General features: G+C 73.1%; 14 protein-coding genes. 7 read left to right on the top strand and 7 right to left on the bottom strand.

Annotated elements, in window-relative coordinates:
* The first annotated feature begins 335 nt into the window (after window positions 1-335).
* On the top strand, window positions 336-959 hold the full coding sequence (locus tag ABZ840_RS15850; RefSeq protein WP_361559390.1) for a sigma-70 family RNA polymerase sigma factor: 624 nt from the start codon (window positions 336-338) through the stop codon (window positions 957-959).
* On the top strand, window positions 956-2,407 hold the full coding sequence (locus ABZ840_RS15845) for a zf-HC2 domain-containing protein (RefSeq protein WP_361559387.1): 1,452 nt from the start codon (window positions 956-958) through the stop codon (window positions 2,405-2,407). Before ABZ840_RS15850 ends, ABZ840_RS15845 begins: the two co-directional genes overlap by 4 nt.
* Window positions 2,408-2,510: 103 nt before the next feature.
* Here ABZ840_RS15845 and purU read toward each other — a convergent pair whose 3' ends face one another.
* Entirely contained in the window at window positions 2,511-3,383 is an 873-nt protein-coding gene (gene purU / locus ABZ840_RS15840; RefSeq protein WP_361559384.1) for a formyltetrahydrofolate deformylase, read from the bottom strand.
* Window positions 3,384-3,480: 97 nt separating this feature from the next.
* A complete protein-coding gene (locus ABZ840_RS15835) occupies window positions 3,481-3,993 on the bottom strand; it encodes a hypothetical protein (RefSeq protein ID WP_361559914.1) in 513 nt (170 codons plus the stop codon).
* A 121-nt stretch (window positions 3,994-4,114) separates the two neighbouring features.
* Between ABZ840_RS15835 and ABZ840_RS15830 the strand changes: the two genes are divergently transcribed.
* Window positions 4,115-5,467 (top strand): ABC transporter substrate-binding protein, encoded by a 1,353-nt coding sequence (locus tag ABZ840_RS15830; RefSeq protein WP_361559381.1) that lies wholly within the window; start codon window positions 4,115-4,117, stop codon window positions 5,465-5,467.
* A 95-nt stretch (window positions 5,468-5,562) separates the two neighbouring features.
* On the opposite strand, the gene ABZ840_RS15825 is transcribed toward ABZ840_RS15830, so the two are convergent.
* Together ABZ840_RS15825 and ABZ840_RS15820 are read right to left on the bottom strand one after the other, a co-directional pair.
* Complete coding sequence (locus ABZ840_RS15825) at window positions 5,563-7,827, bottom strand: hypothetical protein (protein WP_361559378.1); 2,265 nt, start codon at window positions 7,825-7,827, stop codon at window positions 5,563-5,565.
* A 261-nt stretch (window positions 7,828-8,088) separates the two neighbouring features.
* The gene (locus tag ABZ840_RS15820; RefSeq protein WP_361559375.1) at window positions 8,089-9,477 is read right to left on the bottom strand and encodes a transcriptional regulator; all 1,389 of its coding nucleotides are present in this window, start codon (window positions 9,475-9,477) and stop codon (window positions 8,089-8,091) included.
* Between the two features lie 497 nt (window positions 9,478-9,974).
* Here ABZ840_RS15820 and ABZ840_RS15815 point away from each other — a divergent pair, with 497 nt between their 5' ends.
* From ABZ840_RS15815 to ABZ840_RS15805, 3 genes are all read left to right on the top strand, one after another.
* Window positions 9,975-10,649 (top strand): bifunctional DNA primase/polymerase, encoded by a 675-nt coding sequence (locus ABZ840_RS15815; protein WP_361559372.1) that lies wholly within the window; start codon window positions 9,975-9,977, stop codon window positions 10,647-10,649.
* Between the two features lie 374 nt (window positions 10,650-11,023).
* Complete coding sequence (locus ABZ840_RS15810) at window positions 11,024-11,824, top strand: ABC transporter ATP-binding protein (protein WP_361559369.1); 801 nt, start codon at window positions 11,024-11,026, stop codon at window positions 11,822-11,824.
* Window positions 11,821-13,467 carry a transporter gene (locus ABZ840_RS15805; protein WP_361559366.1) on the top strand — a complete coding sequence of 549 codons (1,647 nt, stop codon included), beginning with the start codon at window positions 11,821-11,823 and terminating at the stop codon, window positions 13,465-13,467. The genes ABZ840_RS15810 and ABZ840_RS15805 overlap by 4 nt, the downstream gene beginning before the upstream one ends.
* A gap of 142 nt (window positions 13,468-13,609) precedes the next feature.
* Here the strand turns inward: ABZ840_RS15805 and ABZ840_RS15800 are convergent, their stop codons facing one another.
* Window positions 13,610-14,491 carry an alpha/beta hydrolase gene (locus tag ABZ840_RS15800; RefSeq protein WP_361559363.1) on the bottom strand — a complete coding sequence of 294 codons (882 nt, stop codon included), beginning with the start codon at window positions 14,489-14,491 and terminating at the stop codon, window positions 13,610-13,612.
* Window positions 14,492-15,230: 739 nt separating this feature from the next.
* A complete protein-coding gene (locus ABZ840_RS15795) occupies window positions 15,231-15,923 on the bottom strand; it encodes a metal-dependent transcriptional regulator (RefSeq protein ID WP_361559360.1) in 693 nt (230 codons plus the stop codon).
* 386 nt (window positions 15,924-16,309) lie between these two features.
* Here ABZ840_RS15795 and ABZ840_RS15790 point away from each other — a divergent pair, with 386 nt between their 5' ends.
* The gene (locus ABZ840_RS15790) at window positions 16,310-17,074 is read left to right on the top strand and encodes an SIS domain-containing protein (RefSeq protein ID WP_361559357.1); all 765 of its coding nucleotides are present in this window, start codon (window positions 16,310-16,312) and stop codon (window positions 17,072-17,074) included.
* A gap of 97 nt (window positions 17,075-17,171) precedes the next feature.
* Here ABZ840_RS15790 and ABZ840_RS15785 read toward each other — a convergent pair whose 3' ends face one another.
* Window positions 17,172-18,551: a PAS domain-containing protein gene (locus ABZ840_RS15785; RefSeq protein ID WP_361559911.1), complete on the bottom strand. Its 1,380-nt coding sequence runs from the start codon at window positions 18,549-18,551 to the stop codon at window positions 17,172-17,174.
* Window positions 18,552-19,053 lie beyond the last annotated feature (502 nt).

Here is a 19,053-nt window from a genome sequence, read left to right as displayed (position 1 = left end):
AAACTCGTGGGAATTCCTCGCGCAACAGGCCGCCACGACCCAGGCTATGCCCTGGATCACCGGCTTTCCTCCCCGCATCCGGTCACACACGAATAACGCGCGGGCAAAAAAGGGCATGAACGATCCGTATCAGTCGCCTTCTGCCAGGAACTTCAATCAGAAAGTGACGGGACCTATACCATCCGCAGTCGCCGCGCGGCTCGTTTTGCCGTAAAGGTAAGTGCGCCGGCGGACCGGAGCACTACATTCGATGGCACGGCGCACACACGACGGACTCCGTGACGATGAACTTCTGTGACGGTGGGCACAGCGGCGACGGGGAAGGGGGCCCGTGGATGGTGAACGAAGCTCCGCCGCGCTGGGACAGGCGGATGCAGCAGCGGCTCGCCCGCGGCGAAGCGGCCGCGCTGGGCGAGCTGTACGACCGTTTCGCTTCGCTCGTGCACAGCCTCGCGCAGCGCGTTCTGGAGGACGAGGACGCCGCCGACCGGATCACCCGCGAGGTCTTCGGCTACATATGGGAGAACCCCGACGCGTACGACCCGAAGCAGGGTTCGCTGCGGTCGTGGGTCGCCACCCTCACCCACCGCCAGGCCGTGCACCGGCTGCGCCAGAACGAGGCCGCCTCCGCGCTGGACTGCGGCGCCGACGCACCGGAACCGGCCGAGATCGAGCAGAAGATCAACGCGGCCTCCACCGCGGCCCGCGCCGACTACATCGTCACCTCCATGCCGGCCCCGCTGCGCGCCGCGCTGGAACTGGCCTACTTCCAGCGCCGTGACTACCGCCAGACCGCCGCCGACCTCGGCGTCACCGAGGACGAGGCGCGCCGCCGGCTCCGGCTCGGCCTGCAGCTCCTCGCCACCGCGCACAACCACCAGGCGGGGCCGCCCACGCCGGGCCGTCCGGGCTCCCCGCCCCCGGCACCGCCCGGCTCCGGATACGGGCGGGCGCTGTGAACGGCCCCGAGGACTGGGACCGTTTTGGCCCGCAGGGCCCCGAAGGCACGGGCCGCCCCTGCCCCGGCAACGGCGAGCGCCCGCGCATACCGGCCCCGCGACGCCCCGCCGAGGACGAGGGCCCGCTGCCGGACATCCGCGTGCCGGCCCCTGGGCCGGACCCGCAGGCGGAGCAGGAGCGGAAGCAAGCGCGGGAGCAGGAGCGGAAGCAAGAGCGGGGACAGGAGCAGGGGCAGGGGCAGCAGCGGGACGCTCCCGAGGACAGCGGCGCCGAGCACGCCGCCACGCAGAAGGACGGGACCACGGACCAGCACCCGGCCGGCACCGACCGGCCCGAGCCGCCGCACGCGGTGCTCAAGTCGCTGCTGGGCGCCTGGGCACTGGCCGCCTGCTCGGCCGAGGAGACCGCCGCCGTCGAGGCGCACCTCACGGACTGCGCCACGTGTGCCGATGAAGCGCTGCGGCTGCGGGACGCGGTCGGCCTGCTGCACCCGGCCGACAGTCTGGACCTGGACCCGCTGCTGCGCAGCCGGGTCCTGGAGGGCTGCCTGGGCCGCCGTCCGGCGCGTATCCCGGTGCCCGAGTGGGCCGGCCCGTACGACGCGGAGACGGCCAAGCTGGACGCGCTGCTGCGGGACATGGGCGAGGCGGAGTGGCGGGCCCCGGTCCGGCTGCGGTGGTTCGAGAACGACCGGGCGGCCGGGCGGGCCACGACCGTCGCGGGCGTCATCGGGCATCTGATGTCCGTGGACGGCCTGGTCGCCAACGCCCTGGGCCTCACCGACCCGCTGGGCGCCGAGGTACCGGAGGACGCCCCCACCGACCCGACGGAGCGCACGCTCGCGTACTGGCGTACGTCGGTGCACGAGGAGTCGCCGCTCGCCACCCGCGAGCCGTGGCGTGAGCAGACCCACTCCCTGATACGGACGGTGGCGTTCGCGGGCCGCGGGGTCGCCGAACTGGCCGTTCCGTACGGCGACTTCCGGCTGCCGCTGCGCGACTCCATGCTGGAGCGGGCCTTCGAGTGCTGGGTGCACGCCGGGGACATCGCCGATGCCGTGGACTATCCGTACGAGGCCCCGGCGGCCGACCACATGCACGGCATGGTCGACCTGGCCGCCCGGCTGCTGCCGTCGGCGCTGGCCGTACGGCGCCGCTCCGGGCTGGCCACGCCGCCCCGGCGGCTGGTCGAGGCGGGCACGCCGGGGCGCACGCTGCACCTGGAGGTGGAGGGCAGCGGCGGCGGCCACTGGTACATCTCGCTGGACTCGCCGGGCGCGCTCGGCACGCCGGACCGCACCGTCGCGCACATCGCCCTGGACAGCGTGGAGTTCTGCCAGCTGGCCGCGGGGCACGTGTCGCCCGAGGACGCGGCGGCGGGCCAGCACGGCGAGCGGGACGCCATCCGCGACGTCCTCTTCGCGACGGCTTCGCTCTCGCGGCTCTGAGGCAGTGAGGCGGTGAGGCTGTGAGGCCCTGGAGCCGTGGGGCTTCAGGGCCTCACGGCTCCAGGGGCTTCAGGACCTCAGGGCTTCAAGGGCTTCAAGGGCCTCAGGCGAAGACGACCGTACGGCTGCCGTTGAGCAGCACCCGGCGTTCGCTGTGCCACTTCACGGCGCGGGCCAGCGCCTGGCACTCCACGTCGCGGCCGACGGCGACGAGCTGCTCCGGGGTGACGTCGTGGCCGACCCGGGCGACCTCCTGCTCGATGATCGGGCCCTCGTCGAGGTCGGCGGTGACGTAGTGCGCGGTGGCGCCGATCAGCTTCACGCCGCGGGCGTGTGCCTGGTGGTACGGCTTCGCGCCCTTGAAGCTCGGCAGGAAGGAGTGGTGGATGTTGATGATCCGGCCCGACAGCGCCTTGCAGAGGTCGTCGGAGAGGACCTGCATGTACCGGGCCAGTACGACCAGCTCGACCTGCTCGGCGCGGACCAGCTCCAGCAGCTGCGCCTCGGCCTGCGCCTTGGTGTCCTTCGTCACCGGGATGTGGTGGAAGGGGATGTCGTAGGAGGCGACCAGCTCGGCGAAGTCGGTGTGGTTGGAGACCACGGCCGCGATCTCCACCGGCAGCGCGCCGATGCGGGAGCGGAAGAGCAGGTCGTTCAGGCAGTGGCCGAACTTGGACACCATGAGGACGACGCGCATCTTCTCGTCGCCCCGGTGGATCTGCCAGTCCATCTGGAAGGAGTCGCCGACCGCGGCGAAGCTGGCGCGCAGCTTCTCCAGCGTGACGGCGGTCTCGGCGCGGAAGTGGACCCGCATGAAGAAGAGTCCGGTGTCCCGGTCCCCGAACTGCTGGCTGTCCACGATGTTGCACCCGGTCATGAAGAGGTAGCTGGACACCGCGTGCACGATGCCCTGCTTGTCCGGGCAGGACAGCGTCAGGACGTACTGATCGGAGAGGGCGGGCTTCGACTGGCTCATGAGGAGAAAGGGTCGCACATTCCGGCCCTTCGTACACCGTCCGCTCCCCTGCCGGCTGCCCGGAGGGCGCCGGCCGCCGGGCCTCGCGTGGCCCGGCTCACTCCTGCGGTTCCAGGCCCCTGGTGAGGATGGCCAGCACTTCGAGGGAGCGCGGCGGCACGTCCGGGTCCTCACCGTCGGCGGTGGCCATGCGGACATGGGCGTCCCGCGCGGCCCGTACGGCCTCGGGCCAGCCGTGGTGCTCCAGGTAGTCGCCGGCCGGAGCGTCCGCGCCGACCTGGTGCAGTATGCGCAGCACCCGGAGCACGGCGACGTCGACCAGGGCGGCTTCCTGGGAGTCCCGGAATATCGTGCCGACGTACTTCTCCGCTGACCAGTTGTCCAGCCAGGTGTCCTCCACCAGCCGGTACACGGCGTCGGTCACGTCGCCGTATCCGGGCAGGCCGGCCACCCAGGTGTCCTGCTGGAAGGCGGGGTCGGAAAGCATGTGCAGCGCCGAGCGCACATTGGCGCGCCAGCGCCACCAGGGCATGTCGTTGAGCGGCATGGCGCCCATGGTGGTCGAGCGGCGGCCGCGACGGGAAGACTTCTCCGAACCTTGCACAACAATCGATCGTACGTTCTCGGCCAGGACGCGGTGGCCGGGCCTCCCCCGCTGTTCACCTTCAAGTCACTTTCCGTTACCCGAGCAGCACTCAGGTGTTCTGTCCTGGCCGGAAAAGTGCGGGCACATGACCGGACGGCGTCGTTCCTTCCCCCGTTTCTGCCACCGCGCCACCGCGATCCGCTCGGCGGCGGCGGGTACGGCGGTGCTGGCGTCCCTGCTGGCCGGCTGCGGCTCGCTGCCCGGCGCCTCGGGCAACGCCGCCGGTGCCGGGGACGGTGCCCCGATCACCGTCATGACGTGGGCGCCCTCGGGCACCAAGGGCACGAACATGGCCGGGATGCCCGCCATGGCCGAGGCGTACGCGCGCTGGGTCAACTCCAAGGGCGGCATCGCCGGCCACCGGCTGCGGGTGCTCACCTGCAACGAACGCAACGATTCGGTCGCCGCGGCGCGCTGCGCCCAGAAGGCCGTCGACGCTCACGCCGTCGCCGTCGTCGGTTCCTACAGCCGCCAGGGCCGGTCCTTCATGGGCCCGCTGGAGGCCGCGAACATCCCGTACATCGGCGGGTACGGCGTCTCCGGCGAGGAGTTCGACAGCCCGCTGTCCTACCCGGTCAACGGCGGCCAGGCGGCTCTCCTGGCGGGTAACGGGCGGCAGCTCGCCGGCGAGTGCCGACAGGTCTCGCTGGTCCGCCCCGACACCATCCAGGGCGACCAGATGCCCCCGCTCCTCAACGCCGGCCTGGCCACCGGCGGCCGCGCGGCGGCCCACGACGTCCGGGCCCCCGAGAACGCCACCGACTACGCCGAAGCGGCCCAGCAGTCGATGGACGAGGTCGGCGCCGACCCGGCCTTCTACGGGACGGCGGAGTTCGGCGCCAAGGCCAAGGGCGCCTGCGTCACCGCCACCCTCGGCGAGCACACCGACACCTTCTTCGACTCCTTCCGGCGCCTCCAGGAGGACAAGCCGAAGGTCCAGATGGCGTCCGTGCTCGGCAGCGTGAACCAGACCCTGGTGGACCGTACGGGCGGCAAGTCCAGCCCGCTGGAGGGCGCGCTGGTCACCGGCTGGTACCCGGACGCGCGCGACCGGCGCTGGGACCCCATGCGCGACGTGATCACCGAGCACGCCTTCGACGACAACCGCATCGACCCGGCCGACGCCGGCGTGCAGACCACGTGGATCGCCTACACGGTGCTGCGCGCGACCGTCGAGCAGGTCGCCGAGGAGGGCGGGGACGTCACCGCGCGCTCCCTCCAGCAGGCGCTGGACAGCGGCGACCGGGCGGTCGACACCGGCGGCCTCACCCCGAAGCTGCGCTGGCGCTACGACGACATGCTCGCCGTGCAGTCCTTCCCCCGGATCGTGAACGCGATGGTGACGTACCAGGTCGTACGGGACGGCCGGCTGGTCACCACGCACTCCGGCTTCGTGAACCTCACCAGGACGCTGGAGAAGCCGCGCAAGGACGCGTGAGGGGCAGATCCCTGAAACGGGACACACCGGGCAGCACCGGGACGCCCGGGCGGCCTCAGAGCAGCCCGGACGGCCTCAGAGCTGCTCGGACGGCCTCAGAGCTGCTCGGGGCTGTGCTCGGTCAGGCCGTACTTCTTCGCGATCGGGTTCCAGAGCTGCGCGGCTTCCTTCTTGTTCGTGGTCGCCTGGCCGCTGGCGGTGTTGCCCTGCACAGCCGCCTTGGTGCCGCGCGCCTTGCCCTTGTGGCAGCCCTTCTTGCCCGCGTGCGCGACCTGGTCGGCCCAGGTGGCGTAGTGGTTGTCGGCCGCTGCCGAGGACTTCCAGGCGTTGGTGAGCGCGGTGGTCAGCGCGAGGTGGTCGGGCACCTGGTCGACCGAGAGCTTGCCCAGCCGGGTGACCAGGTCGTTGCGCTGCTTCGCCGCGTCCCGCAGGTCCTTGGCCGCGGCCCCGAGCTTGTTGCAGGACTTGATGTTCCCGACCGCGCCGATCACCGCGGAGCGGCTGTTGTTGCTGTCCTTGAGCAGCGCGTCCAGGTCCTTGGCCTGCGCCTCGGCCGGGTCCGCGGTCGGCGACGGCTTCTCCTTCTGCGCCGCGCCCGCGGACGTCTTGCCGCTGTCCTTCTTGGCGCTGTCGTCGCCGCTGCCGCTGAGCGCGTAGCCGACGCCCAGCCCGGCGCCGACGCAGACCACCACGACGGCCCCGATGACGGCCGCGGGCGCGAGCTTGCGGCGCCCGCCACCGCCGTGGCCCTGACGGCCCTCGGCGGGAAACCCGCCCTGCGGCGGGAAGCCGCCCGGCTGCGGTGCCGGGCCCGGCTGCTGGGACGCCGCGGGCTGCGCGGCGTACGGCTGACGGCCCCCGAAGCCCTGCGCGGCGGGCTCCTCGAAGCGCGGCATCTGCTGGGTGGAGGCCGGGGAGTCCGCCTCGCCGGCACCGGCCGGCGCGTCACGGAAGAGGCCGTCGAACTCGGCGGGGGTCCGCCGGTCCTCCGGCCTGCCCGGCCGGATGGCGAACGGCGCGCCCGGGGGCGGCTGCGGCGTACCGCCGCCGACCGGCGGGATGAGCTGGGTCGCCGCGTCGGTGCCGTCGGGCGAGGCGGGGGCCTTTGGCATCACCGGCCGCCGCAGCATCGTGGTGGACTCGGCGTCCCGCTCGGGCCGCTTGTTCTCGGGCGGCAGCGAGCCGGGCATCGGCCCGGGCGCCCCCTGCGCCGGCGGCATCGGCTGCGCGCCGGGACCGCCCTGCCCCTGCTGCCCCTGCTGGGCGGCGAAGGGCGGGATGAGCTGAGTCGCCTCGCTGTCCCCGGAGGCGGGCGGGATGAACTGGGTGGCCTCACTGTCCCCGGCCGTGGGCGGCAGGTACTGCGTGGCGTCGGCGTCCCCTGCGGTGGGCGGCAGCGGACCGGCGCCCTGTCCGGCGGCGGGCGGCAGCGGCGCGCCGGCGCCGGGCTGGTCGGCCGCGGGCGGCAGCGGTGCCGCGGGCTGCCGCTCGGCCCGCACGAGCGCCCCGCCGGAACCGTTCCCGGCCCCGTCCGTACCGGACTGCTGCGGAGCTGAGGGCTGCTGCGGAGCGGCGGGCTCCTGGGGGTAGCCGTAGCCGGAGTGCGCACCGTTCGGGCCGGCGTCCTGGCCGCCCCCGAAGGCGTTCCGGTCGCCGTAGGTGTTCTGTGCGCCGTAGGTGTTCTGCGCGCCGTGCGTGCCCTGGGAGCCGTAGCTCTCCTGACCGGCGAACGGGGGCTGCTGGCCTGCGATCGGGGGCTGCTGACCACCGACAGACGGCTGCTGGCCGCCGAAGGGCGCCTGCTGCCCGTACGTGTTCTGCGCGCCGCCGTAGGAGGGCTGCGCGTCCTGGGAGGGCTGTGCACCGTAGGGGGGCTGCTGCCCGTAGGCGCCCTGGGCGTCGCCGTACGAAGGCGGGGCGTCGTACGAGGGCTGTGCGCCGTACCCGGACTGGGGTGCGCCGTACCCGGGCTGCTGCCCGTACGTGCCCTGCCCACCGTGCGAGCCCTGGGCACCGCCGTACGAGGGCTGAGTGCCGCCGTACGGGCCCTGCGCGCCGTACGTGTCCTGGCCGCCCGGATATCCCGGGCCGGCCGACGGCTGTCCCGGCGGCATCGGGGGCACCGGGGCCTGGCCCTGCGGCGGCGGGTAGGCGCCCTGCTGCGGCGCCACCCCGTAGGAGTCCTGCTGCTGCGGGGCCTGGGACGGCCCCCAGGGCTCGCCCCACGGCTGACCGGCGGCGGGCGCGGACTGCTGGTCGGGCACGTACGGCTCGCCGCCGTTCGCGGGCAGCACCACGCCCTCGCGCGCGGGTCCGCCCGCAGCACTCTGCGGGTCGCCACCCTGTCCGCTCTGCGTCACCGGGACTCCTACTTCTGCTTCTTACGGAATCGTCGGCTCACGCTACCGGGTAGCAGTCACGTTCGACCACGTCGCCTGGTCATGGGCCACTTGACACCCAGCAGCCCCACACGGTGATGTCCGCAGATCCACGGATATGTGTGCCGCGCGACAGAACGGCACACAGCAGACGTCCGCCGCTCCCCTCCAGGGGAGCGGCGGCACCGTCCTTCCGCGGCTGCGCCTGTACGCCTCCGCCTGTACGCCTATGCCGGCACGCCGCTACGCCGCCCGCAGTTCCAGCCGCGCGGCGAACTCCCGCACCACCGCCTCTTCCCGGTACGGCTCCAGCCGCGCCTGGAAGTCCTCCAGGTACTCCGTACCGCGCGAGGACCGCAGCCCGCTCAGCAACTCGGCCGCGCGCGTGCCGGTGTGGCACGCCTGCTCGATCTCGCGCTGCTGCACCTGCGCACTCGCCAGCAGCACCAGCCCGATCGCGCGCCGCCGCGCCCGGCTCTCGGGGAGTCCGGCGAGCGCCCGCTCGGCCTGCTGCCCGGCCGCGGTCGCCTGCCCCAGGTCCCGGTGGCAGTGGGCCAGTTCGTCGGCGAGGTAGGCGGGGTCGAAGTGCGCGATCCACGCCGGGTCGTCGCCCGCGTCCGTACCGGCCTCGGCCCGGTCCATCGCGCCGACCGCACGCGCGGCCACGGTCTGGAACGCCCGCTCGTCCCCCATCAGCGCGTGCCCGCGCGCCTCCGCGGCACAGAACATCGCCTCGGCCCGCGGCGTCACATGCCCGCGCGAGCCTTCCTGTGCGGCCCGCGCGAGCTGGGCGATCTCCCGGGGGTTGCCGAGCGAGGCGGCGAGGTGGCTCATGCTCGCGGCGAGCACGTACCCGCCGTACCCGCGGTCGCCCGCCGCCTGTGCCAGCCGCAGCGCCTGGATGTAGTACCGCTGCGCCAGGCCGGGTTGCCCCGTGTCGACGGCCATGTATCCGCCCAGCTCGGTCAACCGGGCGACGGCGGCGAAGAGTTCGCGGCCGACCGACTCGCGGTACGAGCCGGCGAGCAGCCCGGAGACGACGCTGTTGAGGTAGTGCACGACGACCGGGCGGACGTGCCCGCTGCCGTACTGGTGGTCCAGCTCGCTGAGGGCGCTCGTCATCGAACGCACCGCCTCGACGTCCGAAAGGCCCACCCGGGCACCGGCGTTGCGTGCGACTTGGCTGTCGGCGCCGGTGATCAGCCAGTCGCGGCTCGGCTCGACCAGCGCGGACGCGGCGACGGTGGAACCGCTGAGGAAGTCCCGGCGGCCCACGTCGCTCCGCCACAGCTCGCAGACCTGTTCTATTGCGCCGAGGACGGTGGGCGAGAACTGCAGCCCGACGCCGGAGGCGAGGTTCTTGCCGTCGGCCATGCCGATCTCGTCGATCGTGACCGTGCGCCCCAGCTTGCGGCCCAGCGCCTCGGCGATGATGGCGGGCGCCCGGCCGCGGGGCTGCTGGCCGCGCAGCCAACGAGCGACGGACGTCTTGTCGTAGCGCAGATCCAGACCGTGCTCGGCGCCGCATACGTTGACGCGGCGGGCGAGCCCGGCATTGGAACAGGCAGCTTCCTGGATGAGCGCCTGCAGCCGTTCGTTCGGCTGCCGCGCAACGAGTGGCCTGGCGGCCATGCTGTACCCCCTGTGTACTGCGGCGCGTTCACCGTCGAACGCCGTCCCCGTCCATCATTTCCCGCCCGTACCCGTGATATCCGTGATACCCGCCATATCCGAGTTGCTCGGGATATCAGAGGTATCAGCGATATCAGCGGTACCTTCCACATGCCGCCAATTGCCCGCGAGGTCCGCCCCTCCCTCCATGAGCTTCACCGCGTGCGCACGGCAGGTACGAGGTACGAGCACATACGGGAAGCGCGCGGCGCCCGCCTTCTGTGTGCGTACGCGGCACCGCCGTACCGGAACGCCCCTTTCGGGGACGCCCACAGGACTCACGGCCCGCCGCCGGGCGGCCTTCCCGCCCTCTCAGGCAAGTGGCTACCCACCCTCCGCCGCACGGCCCCGTACGCGCCCCCGCCCGTGCATCCATGCGCCCCACATGCAAGAACGTTGCGCCGGGCCGTGCCACGGGTTGGCCGTAACCCTTGGTGACAGCGGAAGTTGTCACCTTCGTGGAACAGAGCAGCGGAGTCACTCAAGCCCCACAGGTCCCTCAGCAGCGCGGTGAGCGGCTGCTCGACATTGCGGTGCGTTACGCGGCGGAACGGCACTGGGACGTACTCCCCGGCGCATGGCTGGAAGACGACGGTGCGACCCCGTACTGCTCGTGCGGCGCCCGTGGCTGCCCCGCCCCCGGCGCCCACCCCCTGACGGCCGACTGGACCACCGCCGCCACCGGCAGCACCTCGACCATCCACACCCTGTGGACGAAGAACCCCCGCGCGGCGATCCTCCTCCCGACGGGCCGCACCTTCGACGCACTGGACGTGCCCGAGACCGCCGGCTGCCTGGCCATGGCCCGGATGGAACGACGCGGCCTGCCGCTCGGCCCGGTCATCCGCACCCCGGCCCGCCGGATGCTCTTCCTCGTCCTCCCCGGCGCCGCCGCCAAGGTCCCGGACCGCGTACGGAAGCTGGGCTGGTCCTCCCTCACCGGCCTCGACCTCATCATCCACGGCGAGGGCGCCTACCTCCCCGCGCCACCCACCCGCACCGGCCGCCACGCCCCGGTCCAGTGGGCCATTCCCCCCACCCCCGCCAACCGCTGGCTCCCCGACGCCGAAGACCTCCTCACCCCCCTCACCTACGCCTGCAGCCAAGAAGCGACGGCGCTGCGCTCTTCCTGAACGAGCCGGGGCGAGCCTGTGCGAGTCGGGGCGAGCCGGGCCAGGGGGTGGGGGCCGGGGGCGGGGGGATCGCGGGGGGGGCTGGGGTGGGGTGGGGTGGGGCGGCTTGCGTCAGCCCCCTTCGGGGGCCCTCCCCCCTCCCCCCGGATTGTGATCTTGAGCTTCTCTTGGGCCGCGCCTCAGGTGATGCCTGGCCCTGACAGGCCCCCATGCCTGACCCGTGCGGGCCCCCCGAGCCCTCGCCGCCCACGCCCCGCCTGGCCCGTGCCCCTTCGTGAGCGGGCGCATATCGTGGGGCGTGGCGGGGGCTTGACCGGTCTCTGCCGTGACGTCTATCGACAGGGGAACCGGTGACGACCGAAGGTTCGGGTGTTGTGGAACAGGCTGGCACGGCGGCGGCGCCGGCGGCCGTGCGTATCCACAACCTCTGGAAGAAGTATGGAGATCACACCGCCGTCGCGGGAATCGATCTGACGCTGCCCGCCGGGCGGTTCATCGGGCTGGTGGGCCCGAACGGCGCGGGCAAGACCACCACGCTCTCCATGGTGACCGGCCTGCTGCGGCCGGACTCGGGGCAGGTGGAGATCGGCGGGCACGACGTCTGGCAGGACCCGGTCGCCGTGAAGTCCCGGATCGGCGTACTGCCCGAAGGACTGCGCCTGTTCGAGCGACTGTCCGGCGCCGAACTCCTCTCGTACATCGGTCGGCTGCGGGGGCTGCCCGGCGACGAGGTGGACAAGCGGGCCGGTCAGCTGCTGGACGTGCTCGACCTGTCCGGGGCCCGGAACAAGCTGGTCGTCGACTACTCCACCGGCATGCGCAAGAAGATCGGGCTGGCGGCGGCGCTGCTGCACAACCCGGAGATCCTCTTCCTGGACGAGCCGTTCGAGGGGGTGGACCCCGTTTCGGCGCAGACCATCCGCGGCGTACTGGAGCGGTACACCGGCTCCGGCGCGACCGTCATCTTCTCCAGCCATGTGATGGAGCTGGTCGAGTCGCTGTGCGACTGGGTGGCCGTGATCGCGGGCGGGAAGATCCGCGCCGACGGGCCGCTCGCCCAGGTACGCGGCGACGCGCCCTCCCTCCAGGACGCCTTCCTCGAACTGGTCGGCGCGGGCGGCCGCGCGCGTGCCGGGCAGGACCTGGACTGGCTGGGCGGGAGCGGCGCACGATGAGCACGCAGGTCCGAGCGGTGAGCCGGCAGTCGGCCGCAGGCCCTGCGCCCGCCCTCACCCCCCTCTTCGTACGGCTCAAGCTGTCGCTGCTGAAGAACGGTCTGCGGCAGTCCGCCGGCCGCACCGCCGCGTACATCGCCTCGATCGTCGTCACCCTGCTGATCGCCGCCGGGCTGCTGCTCGGGCTGATCCTGCTGCGTGGCGTGCCGGGCGCGCCGACGGTGGCGGTGCTGCTCACGGCGCTCGTCGCGCTCGGCTGGGCCGCGATGCCGCTGTTCTTCCCGAGCGGCGACGAGACGCTGGATCCGACGCGGCTGGTGATGCTGCCGCTGCGGCCCCGGCCGATGATCATCGCGCTGCTGGTCGCCTCGCTGGTCGGCACCGGTCCGGTCTTCACGCTCGTCCTGGCGGCCGGTTCCGTGATCGCCGTGGCGCACGGCCCGGCGGCCGCGCTCGTCGGGATCGTGGCGACGGTGCTGGTGCTCCTCGTGTGCGCGGCGCTGGCCCGCGCCATCGCCACCGCGAACGTACGGCTGCTCACCAGCCGCCGCGGCCGCGATCTCGCCGTCCTCAGCGGCCTGTTCGTGGCGGTCGGCGCGCAGGGCATCAACCTCGGCGCTTCGAAGCTCTCCGAGGCGCAGAGCCTGACGGTGCTGGAGCCGGTATCCGATGTGCTGCGCTGGATCCCGCCGGCCTCGGCGGTGGACGCGGTGGCCGCGACGAGCGAGGGCGCGTACGGGCGTGCCGCGCTCGGGCTCGCACTCACGGCGCTCGCGCTGGTGCTGCTCCTGTGGTGGTGGCTCCGCACCCTCACCCGGGTGATGACCTCGCCCGACTCCTCGACCCTCCAGGCCACGGAGACCGACAGCGGCCGCAAGCGCGCCGACAAGGCGGGCGGCGGCTGGTCGCGGCTGCTGCCGGGCGGCCGTACGGGGACGGTCATGCAGCGCACGCTGCGGTACGCGTGGCGTGACCCGAAGACCAAGATGGGCTGGGCCTCGGGGCTCGGCGTCGGTCTGCTCGTGCCCCTCGTGTCGGTCGTGCAGGGCAACGGCAGCGTCTACACCGCCTGCTGGGCGGCGGGCCTGCTCGGTATGCAGATGTACAACCAGTTCGGGCAGGACACCTCGGCGTTCTGGATGGTCGCCTCGACGATCTCCACGCGGCGCGACGCGTACGTGGAGCTGCGCGGGCGGGCGCTGGCGCTGTGCCTGGTCGCGGTGCCGTACGTGTCGCTGGTGGTGGTCGGCGCCGCGGCGCTCCTCGACAGCTGGGACGTGTTCCCGGAGGCGTACGGGCTCTCGCTCGCGCTGCTGGGTGCGCTGGTCGCCACGGGCGCGTTCGCCTCCGTCTTCTTCCCGTACTCGATCCCGTCCGAGGGCAACAAGAACGTCGCTCCGGGGCAGGCCGGGCTCGCCTGGATCAGCATCCTGGGCGGGATGGTCGTGGGCGCGGTGCTCTGCGCCCCGATGGTCGGCCTGACGATCGGGCTGCATGTGGCGGGGCTGAACGGGCTGCTGTGGCTGGTGCTGCCGCTGGGTGTGGCGTACGGGCTGGGCGTGGCCTTCCTGGGGCTGTGGCTGAGCGCCCGTCATGTGCTGCGGCGGCTGCCGGAGATCCTGGCGGCGGTGAGCCGGGGCTAGGGATACCCGGCCGGGCGAGGCCTCGCCGCCCACCGTCGAAGGCGTGCCCCGGAGCATGAGCTCCGGGGCACGCGCATTCCCGATCAGCAGCCCCCTGGTGACCTCTGGCGAAAGCTTCCGCCCCGGTTCGGGAGCGGTGCCGTCAGGCCGGGAGGGCCGTATGCAGGAACGGTTCCAGGCAGCGGCGCCACTCCTCGGGGCGCTCCCACGGGACGAGGTGGCCCGCGTCGGAGATCTCGGCGTACGCGCCGCGCGGGAGGACGCGGACCATCTCCTGCGCCTCGGCGCGGCCCAGTTCGCCGTCGAGGCCGCGGACGACCAGGGTGGGGCACTCCACCAGCGCCAGTTCCTCCCAGTGCGCGTCGTGCACCCAGGCCTCGCGGACGGCGAGCATCTGGCGGCGGGAGAAGACCGGGCGCCAGCCGTCGGCGCGCTCGGCCATCACCTCGGCGAAGAACTCGCCGCGGGCCGGCCGGGGCCGCTCCAGCGTGGGGTCGTCCTCGCCGAACCACTTGCGGACGTCGGCAAGGGTGGCGAAGGGGACCGGCCAGGAGCGGAACCACTCCTCCCATTCGCGCTGCGAGGCCGCGCCCAGCGCGGAGGCCCGCATGTCGCAGATGACCAGAGCGCTGACGAGGTCGGGCCGCCGGGCGGCGAGCTGCCACGCGGTGAGCGCTCCCATGGAATGGCCGATAAGTGCCACCGGCGCGAGGTGCAGTTCCTCGATGGCGGCGATGGCGTCGTCCACGTATGTCAGGCGGTCGAACGGCCCGTCACCGGGCTTCTCGCTGCGGCCGTGGCCCCGTTGGTCCAGGCCCACGGGGCGGTAGCGCGCGCCGAGCCAGCGGGCGGTCTCCGCCCAGTGCGCCGCCCGTCCCATCAGGCCGTGCAGGAGCAGCACACCGGGACCTCGTCCGTTGTGCTTCTGCTCCGATCCCTCGCCGTAGGCCTTGGGAGGGTCGGTGAACTCCCAGGCCGCGAGCCGTACGCCCCCGCTACCTGTCACGTCGATGCGCCGCACCATTGCTTGGCACCCCCATCCGTCCCCTTGAGCAGCCCCACACTATCGAACCCATATTCGAATGTACTGCCGTCGCGTCTCAACACCCCTCGTACGAGTGACCATGCTCAAGGATTGGCCGCCCGCGGCAGGGAAAGAGTGTGAGCGGGAGGCGGGCCCTGACGGGAAGAGGGCCCGCGGGGGAAGACCCTGGGAGCTCGGGGCTCCGGGTCTTCGCGGGGGGACATGGGGAGGCAGGGCCCCGGCTGCTCGCAGCGCCGGGGCCCCTGCTGTCCGTGGCCCCCCAGCCAGGCGATGCTTCCATCCGCGGACTCATCCGAGCCCCCTCCCCAAGAGGTCACGGCGGCCGGCCGGATGTGTTCCCCGCGCACCCGCCGACGCCCGTCCCCAGGTCCTCAACGCCTCACGCACATGCGCCCACGCGCATGTGACAGCGCCAGGGTGACACGGAGCCGCGCCCACCGCTCGCATTCCGCCAAGTCCACGGCGGGCTGGTGACCGGAGCACGCTTTGGTACAGGCAATTGCTCCAGGTCAGGGGCGCAAAAGAGACGGAAGGGGCGGCGAAAAAATCTTCGCGGAACGGCGAAGCGGAACATGCCGCGGGAAACGGCGGTGAAGCCGTCGCACCGGGTGGGCGCCTGCGCAGACATTGCGGAAGCGGCGCCCCACCGGTGAAGCGGAGCGGCGGTACGCGGACGGAGCGACCGCCGGAACGGCGCCGGCGAGCGGGCCGGAAGAGGTCAGCGCTTCGCCACGAAGACGTGCTGCGCGATGTCGGTGGCCAGCTCGGCGGCCTCGCCGCTGCTGCCGACCAGCACCCCGGCCGACGACTCCGTCACGCTCACCACGGCCCCCGGCTGCACCCCGGCGCGCCGCAGCGTGTACATCAGCTGGGCGTCCGTCTGGATGGGCTCGCCGATCCGCCGTACGACGACGGTCTTGCCGTCGGCGCCCGGGTCGAGGTCCATCAGGCTCAGCAGGCCCTCGTCCAGGAACGCATCGGCCTCGGCCTTCTCGCCCAGCTCGTCCAGGCCCGGGATGGGATTGCCGTACGGCGACTCGGTCGGGTGGCGCAGCAGCTCCAGGACGCGGCGCTCGACCGCCTCGCTCATGACGTGCTCCCAGCGGCAGGCCTCGGCGTGCACCTGCTCCCACTCCAGGCCGATCACGTCGACGAGCAGGCACTCGGCGAGCCGGTGCTTGCGCATCACGCGCGTCGCCAGGCGGCGGCCCTCCTCGGTCAGCTCCAGATGCCGGTCGCCGGCGACCTGGACCAGGCCGTCCCGCTCCATGCGGGCAACGGTCTGGCTGACCGTGGGACCACTCTGGTCGAGCCGCTCGGCGATCCGAGCGCGCATCGGGACCACACCTTCCTCTTCCAGTTCGAGGATGGTGCGGAGATACATCTCCGTGGTGTCGATCAGTCCGGACATGCGTGCCCCTCGGCTGTGTCGTGCGATGGCCCTGGACTCAATTCTGACGCATCCCACCGACAACCGTGCCGCCCGTGGGCCGAAGGGCGGTCGGAAGCGCTGCCCGGAAGCGGCCGTCGAGCGGCCGTCCGGCCCGTGACCGGCGCCGTACGCACGGCGTTCGCCAGCCGCCGACACCTTTCGGCCCTACGGTACGGGCGCCGTATTGACAGGGCACTGGTCCAGACCGCAACGTGAGCCGCGCCACGACCGCGGAACCGGCCACACCCGAGCGCCACAGGAGCGACCGTGTACCGCTGCGGGCGGCCGTGCACCACTGCGGCGCGAGACGCCCGTCCGGCTCCGACCGGCCGGACGGGACCATACGAGGAGAGGGGCGCTCCGCGATGGGCGGAAGCGAGAGCAACGGGCTGGCCGGGCAGTTCTTCGACGCGGCGATCGACCTGCTGCGGACGGTGCGCGACACCGAGGGCGAGCGGATCGTCGAGGCGGGGACGCTGATCGCCGACACCGTGGCGGCCGGCGGCCGGATCTTCTGCTTCGGCGCCGGGCACTCCTCGCTGCCCGCCCAGGACACGGTCTACCGGGCCGGCGGCCTGGCGGTGATGAACCTGCTGGCCGTGCCGGGGGTGGTGGGCGTCGACGTGATGCCCGCGACACTGGGCAGCGCCCTGGAGCGGGTCGACGGGCTGGCCGCCGCCGTCCTGGACTCCAGCCCGGCGCGGGCCGGCGACCTGCTGGTGATCATCTCGCTGTCCGGCCGGAACGCGCTGCCCGTGGAAATGGCGCTGAACGCCCGCGCGCTGGGCCTGAAGGTCATCGGGCTGACCTCGGTCGGGTACGCGGACGGCACCAAGTCGCGGCACGTGTCCGGCACGTTCCTCAAGGACCACTGCGACATCGTGCTGGACAGCCGGATCCCGGTCGGCGACGCGGAGCTGACCGCGCCGGGCATCGAGGCGCCGTTCGCGCCCGCCTCGACCGTCGTCACCAGCGCGATCATGCAGGCGGTCGTGGCGACCGCGGCGGGCACGCTCGCGGAGCGCGGCATCGACCCGCCGCTGCTCCGCTCCGGGAACGTCGACGGCGGCCACGAGTGGAACGGCCGGGTCATGCGCGAGTACGCGGACCGGATCTTCTACCGGCACTGAGAGGCTCCCGCCGCCCGGCACCGAGAAGCCGAGGGCGCTCGGCACAGCGAGCGCCCCGGCGACGCGGGGCGCGGGCCCGGCACCACGCGCCCCGGCGTCATCTCTTGCCCAGCGCGTCCGCCAGGTCCAGGGACGCGGCGATGCGGGACGCGACGTCCTCGGCGTACGCGGCGTCCGCGCGGTCGAACGGGCGGCGGGAGGCGCCGCGCAGGAAGGTGGCCACCCCCACCGTGCGGCCGCGGCTGCGCAGCACCACGCACAGACCGTGCACCGTCCCCTCGGGCCACTTGCGGGCCGCCGCCCAGCCCTCGGGCGAGGCGGAGAGGCCCGCGCTGGCCCGGACCGAGCCGCGGCGCCGGTACGCCTGGACGGCCGGGTGGCCCGGTACGTACGTCAGCGGGATGCCGGTGGCGGCGACCGGCTGGGAGGGGCCGGGCGCGCCCGCCGGCGAGGCCAGGGCCCGGACCAGGCGGGGCGCGGGGTCCCCGGCGTCGTCGGGCGGCGCGCCCACGTCCGCGTCCTCGATGGGCGTGGTCGTGTCCAGCCCGGAGAGCGGCGGACCGGCGGGGGACGGTACGGCCGCCAGGTCCACCAGGCCGTGGTCGGCGAAGCCGGCGAGCGCGAAGTCGAGCTGGAGGGCGGCGGCCTCCATCGGGTCCTCGCACTCGGCGGCGGCACGGCCCGCGCGGTGCAGCTGGTGGGCGCGGAAGCGCTGGAGCGAGCTGTCCTGTTCGCTGCGCTTGGTGTCGGTGATGTCCTGGAAGAGCCAGCCGACGCCGAGCGGTACGGGCTCCTCGGCGAGCGGGGACGCCAGCCGCAGGAAGCCGCTGCGCCAGCACCGGCGGGGCTCCTCCGCCTCCTGGGAGCGCAGCGTCACCCACAGTTCGGTGGCGGCCGGGGGCGCGCCCTCGGCCAGGACGTGCTGGAGGGCGCCCTCCAGTTCCTCGACGCCCTGGGCGAGCAGGTCCCCCAGCGGGCGCCCGAGTACGTGCGTGCGCCCCAGTCCCAGGGCGCGCGCGGCGTGGGCGTTGACGACGGCGGGGCGCAGGTCGGCGTCGACGAGGACCACGCCCCAGGACGCGTCGTCGAAGAGGGCTTCGCTGAGCGCGATGGAGCGTTCGAGGTCGATCTGCGTGTGCACCTCGCTGAACGCGCAGTACACCCCGGCGGGCGTGCCGTCGGTGCCGGTGACGGCGGAGGACTGGGTGCGGACCAGGACCCGGCCGCCGTCCTTGGTGAGCAGCGCGAACTCGTGCACCTGGCGGCCCGGCGCGGTCATGGCGCCCATCAGGGCCGCGTGCACCTCGTCGGCGTCCTCGGCGCGCACGGCCCAGCCGGCCAGGCCGGCGCGGCCGACCGCCTCGGCGGTGGTCCAGCCGAGGATGCGTTCGGCCTCGCGGTTCCAGTGGGTGACGGTGCCGTCGGCGTCGAAGGCGCACAGGGCGGCATCCATGCCGTCCAGGAGTGCCGCGAGCAGGCCGGAGTCCTCGCTCTCGGGCGGGGGCGGATCCGCGTCGGCCTCCTGGTCGTGGCGCTGGTCCGGGCGGCCCGGTTCTCCGGGCAGCGCGGCGTTGAAGTGGCGGGACGAAGCAGTCACTGGCACCCCCTGCTGGACGCGGCTGCACGTGCTGCACGTCGGATCATTCAACTGGAACGTGATGCAGCCCACACCCCATTCCGGAAAATCTCCGCCCGCCGGAAATTCGGTTGTGGAGGGCCGGAGGGGTTCCTAGTGTGTGGAGCACACGAGAAGGGAGGTGGTTCGGCAGATGTATGCACACCGGACGCGTGAGGTGGCTGCGGGCTAGCGGCCCGTCGCTTCACCCAGTGCAGCGCCGGACCAGCGCACGAGAGTGGTGCGCAGCCGGCCAATCCCAAGCAGTCACCCGACCCGCGGGCCGCCGGTTCGTCCAACCGGCCCCCGGCGCCTCCCGGCGCCGGGGAGATGGCCCGCGGGTCGTCTGCGTCTCCGCCTTCCC

The organism is Streptomyces sp. NPDC047117 (assembly GCF_040643545.1).
Classification (GTDB): Bacteria; Actinomycetota; Actinomycetes; order Streptomycetales; family Streptomycetaceae; genus Streptomyces.
This window is presented reverse-complemented; position numbering and strand designations above follow the sequence as displayed.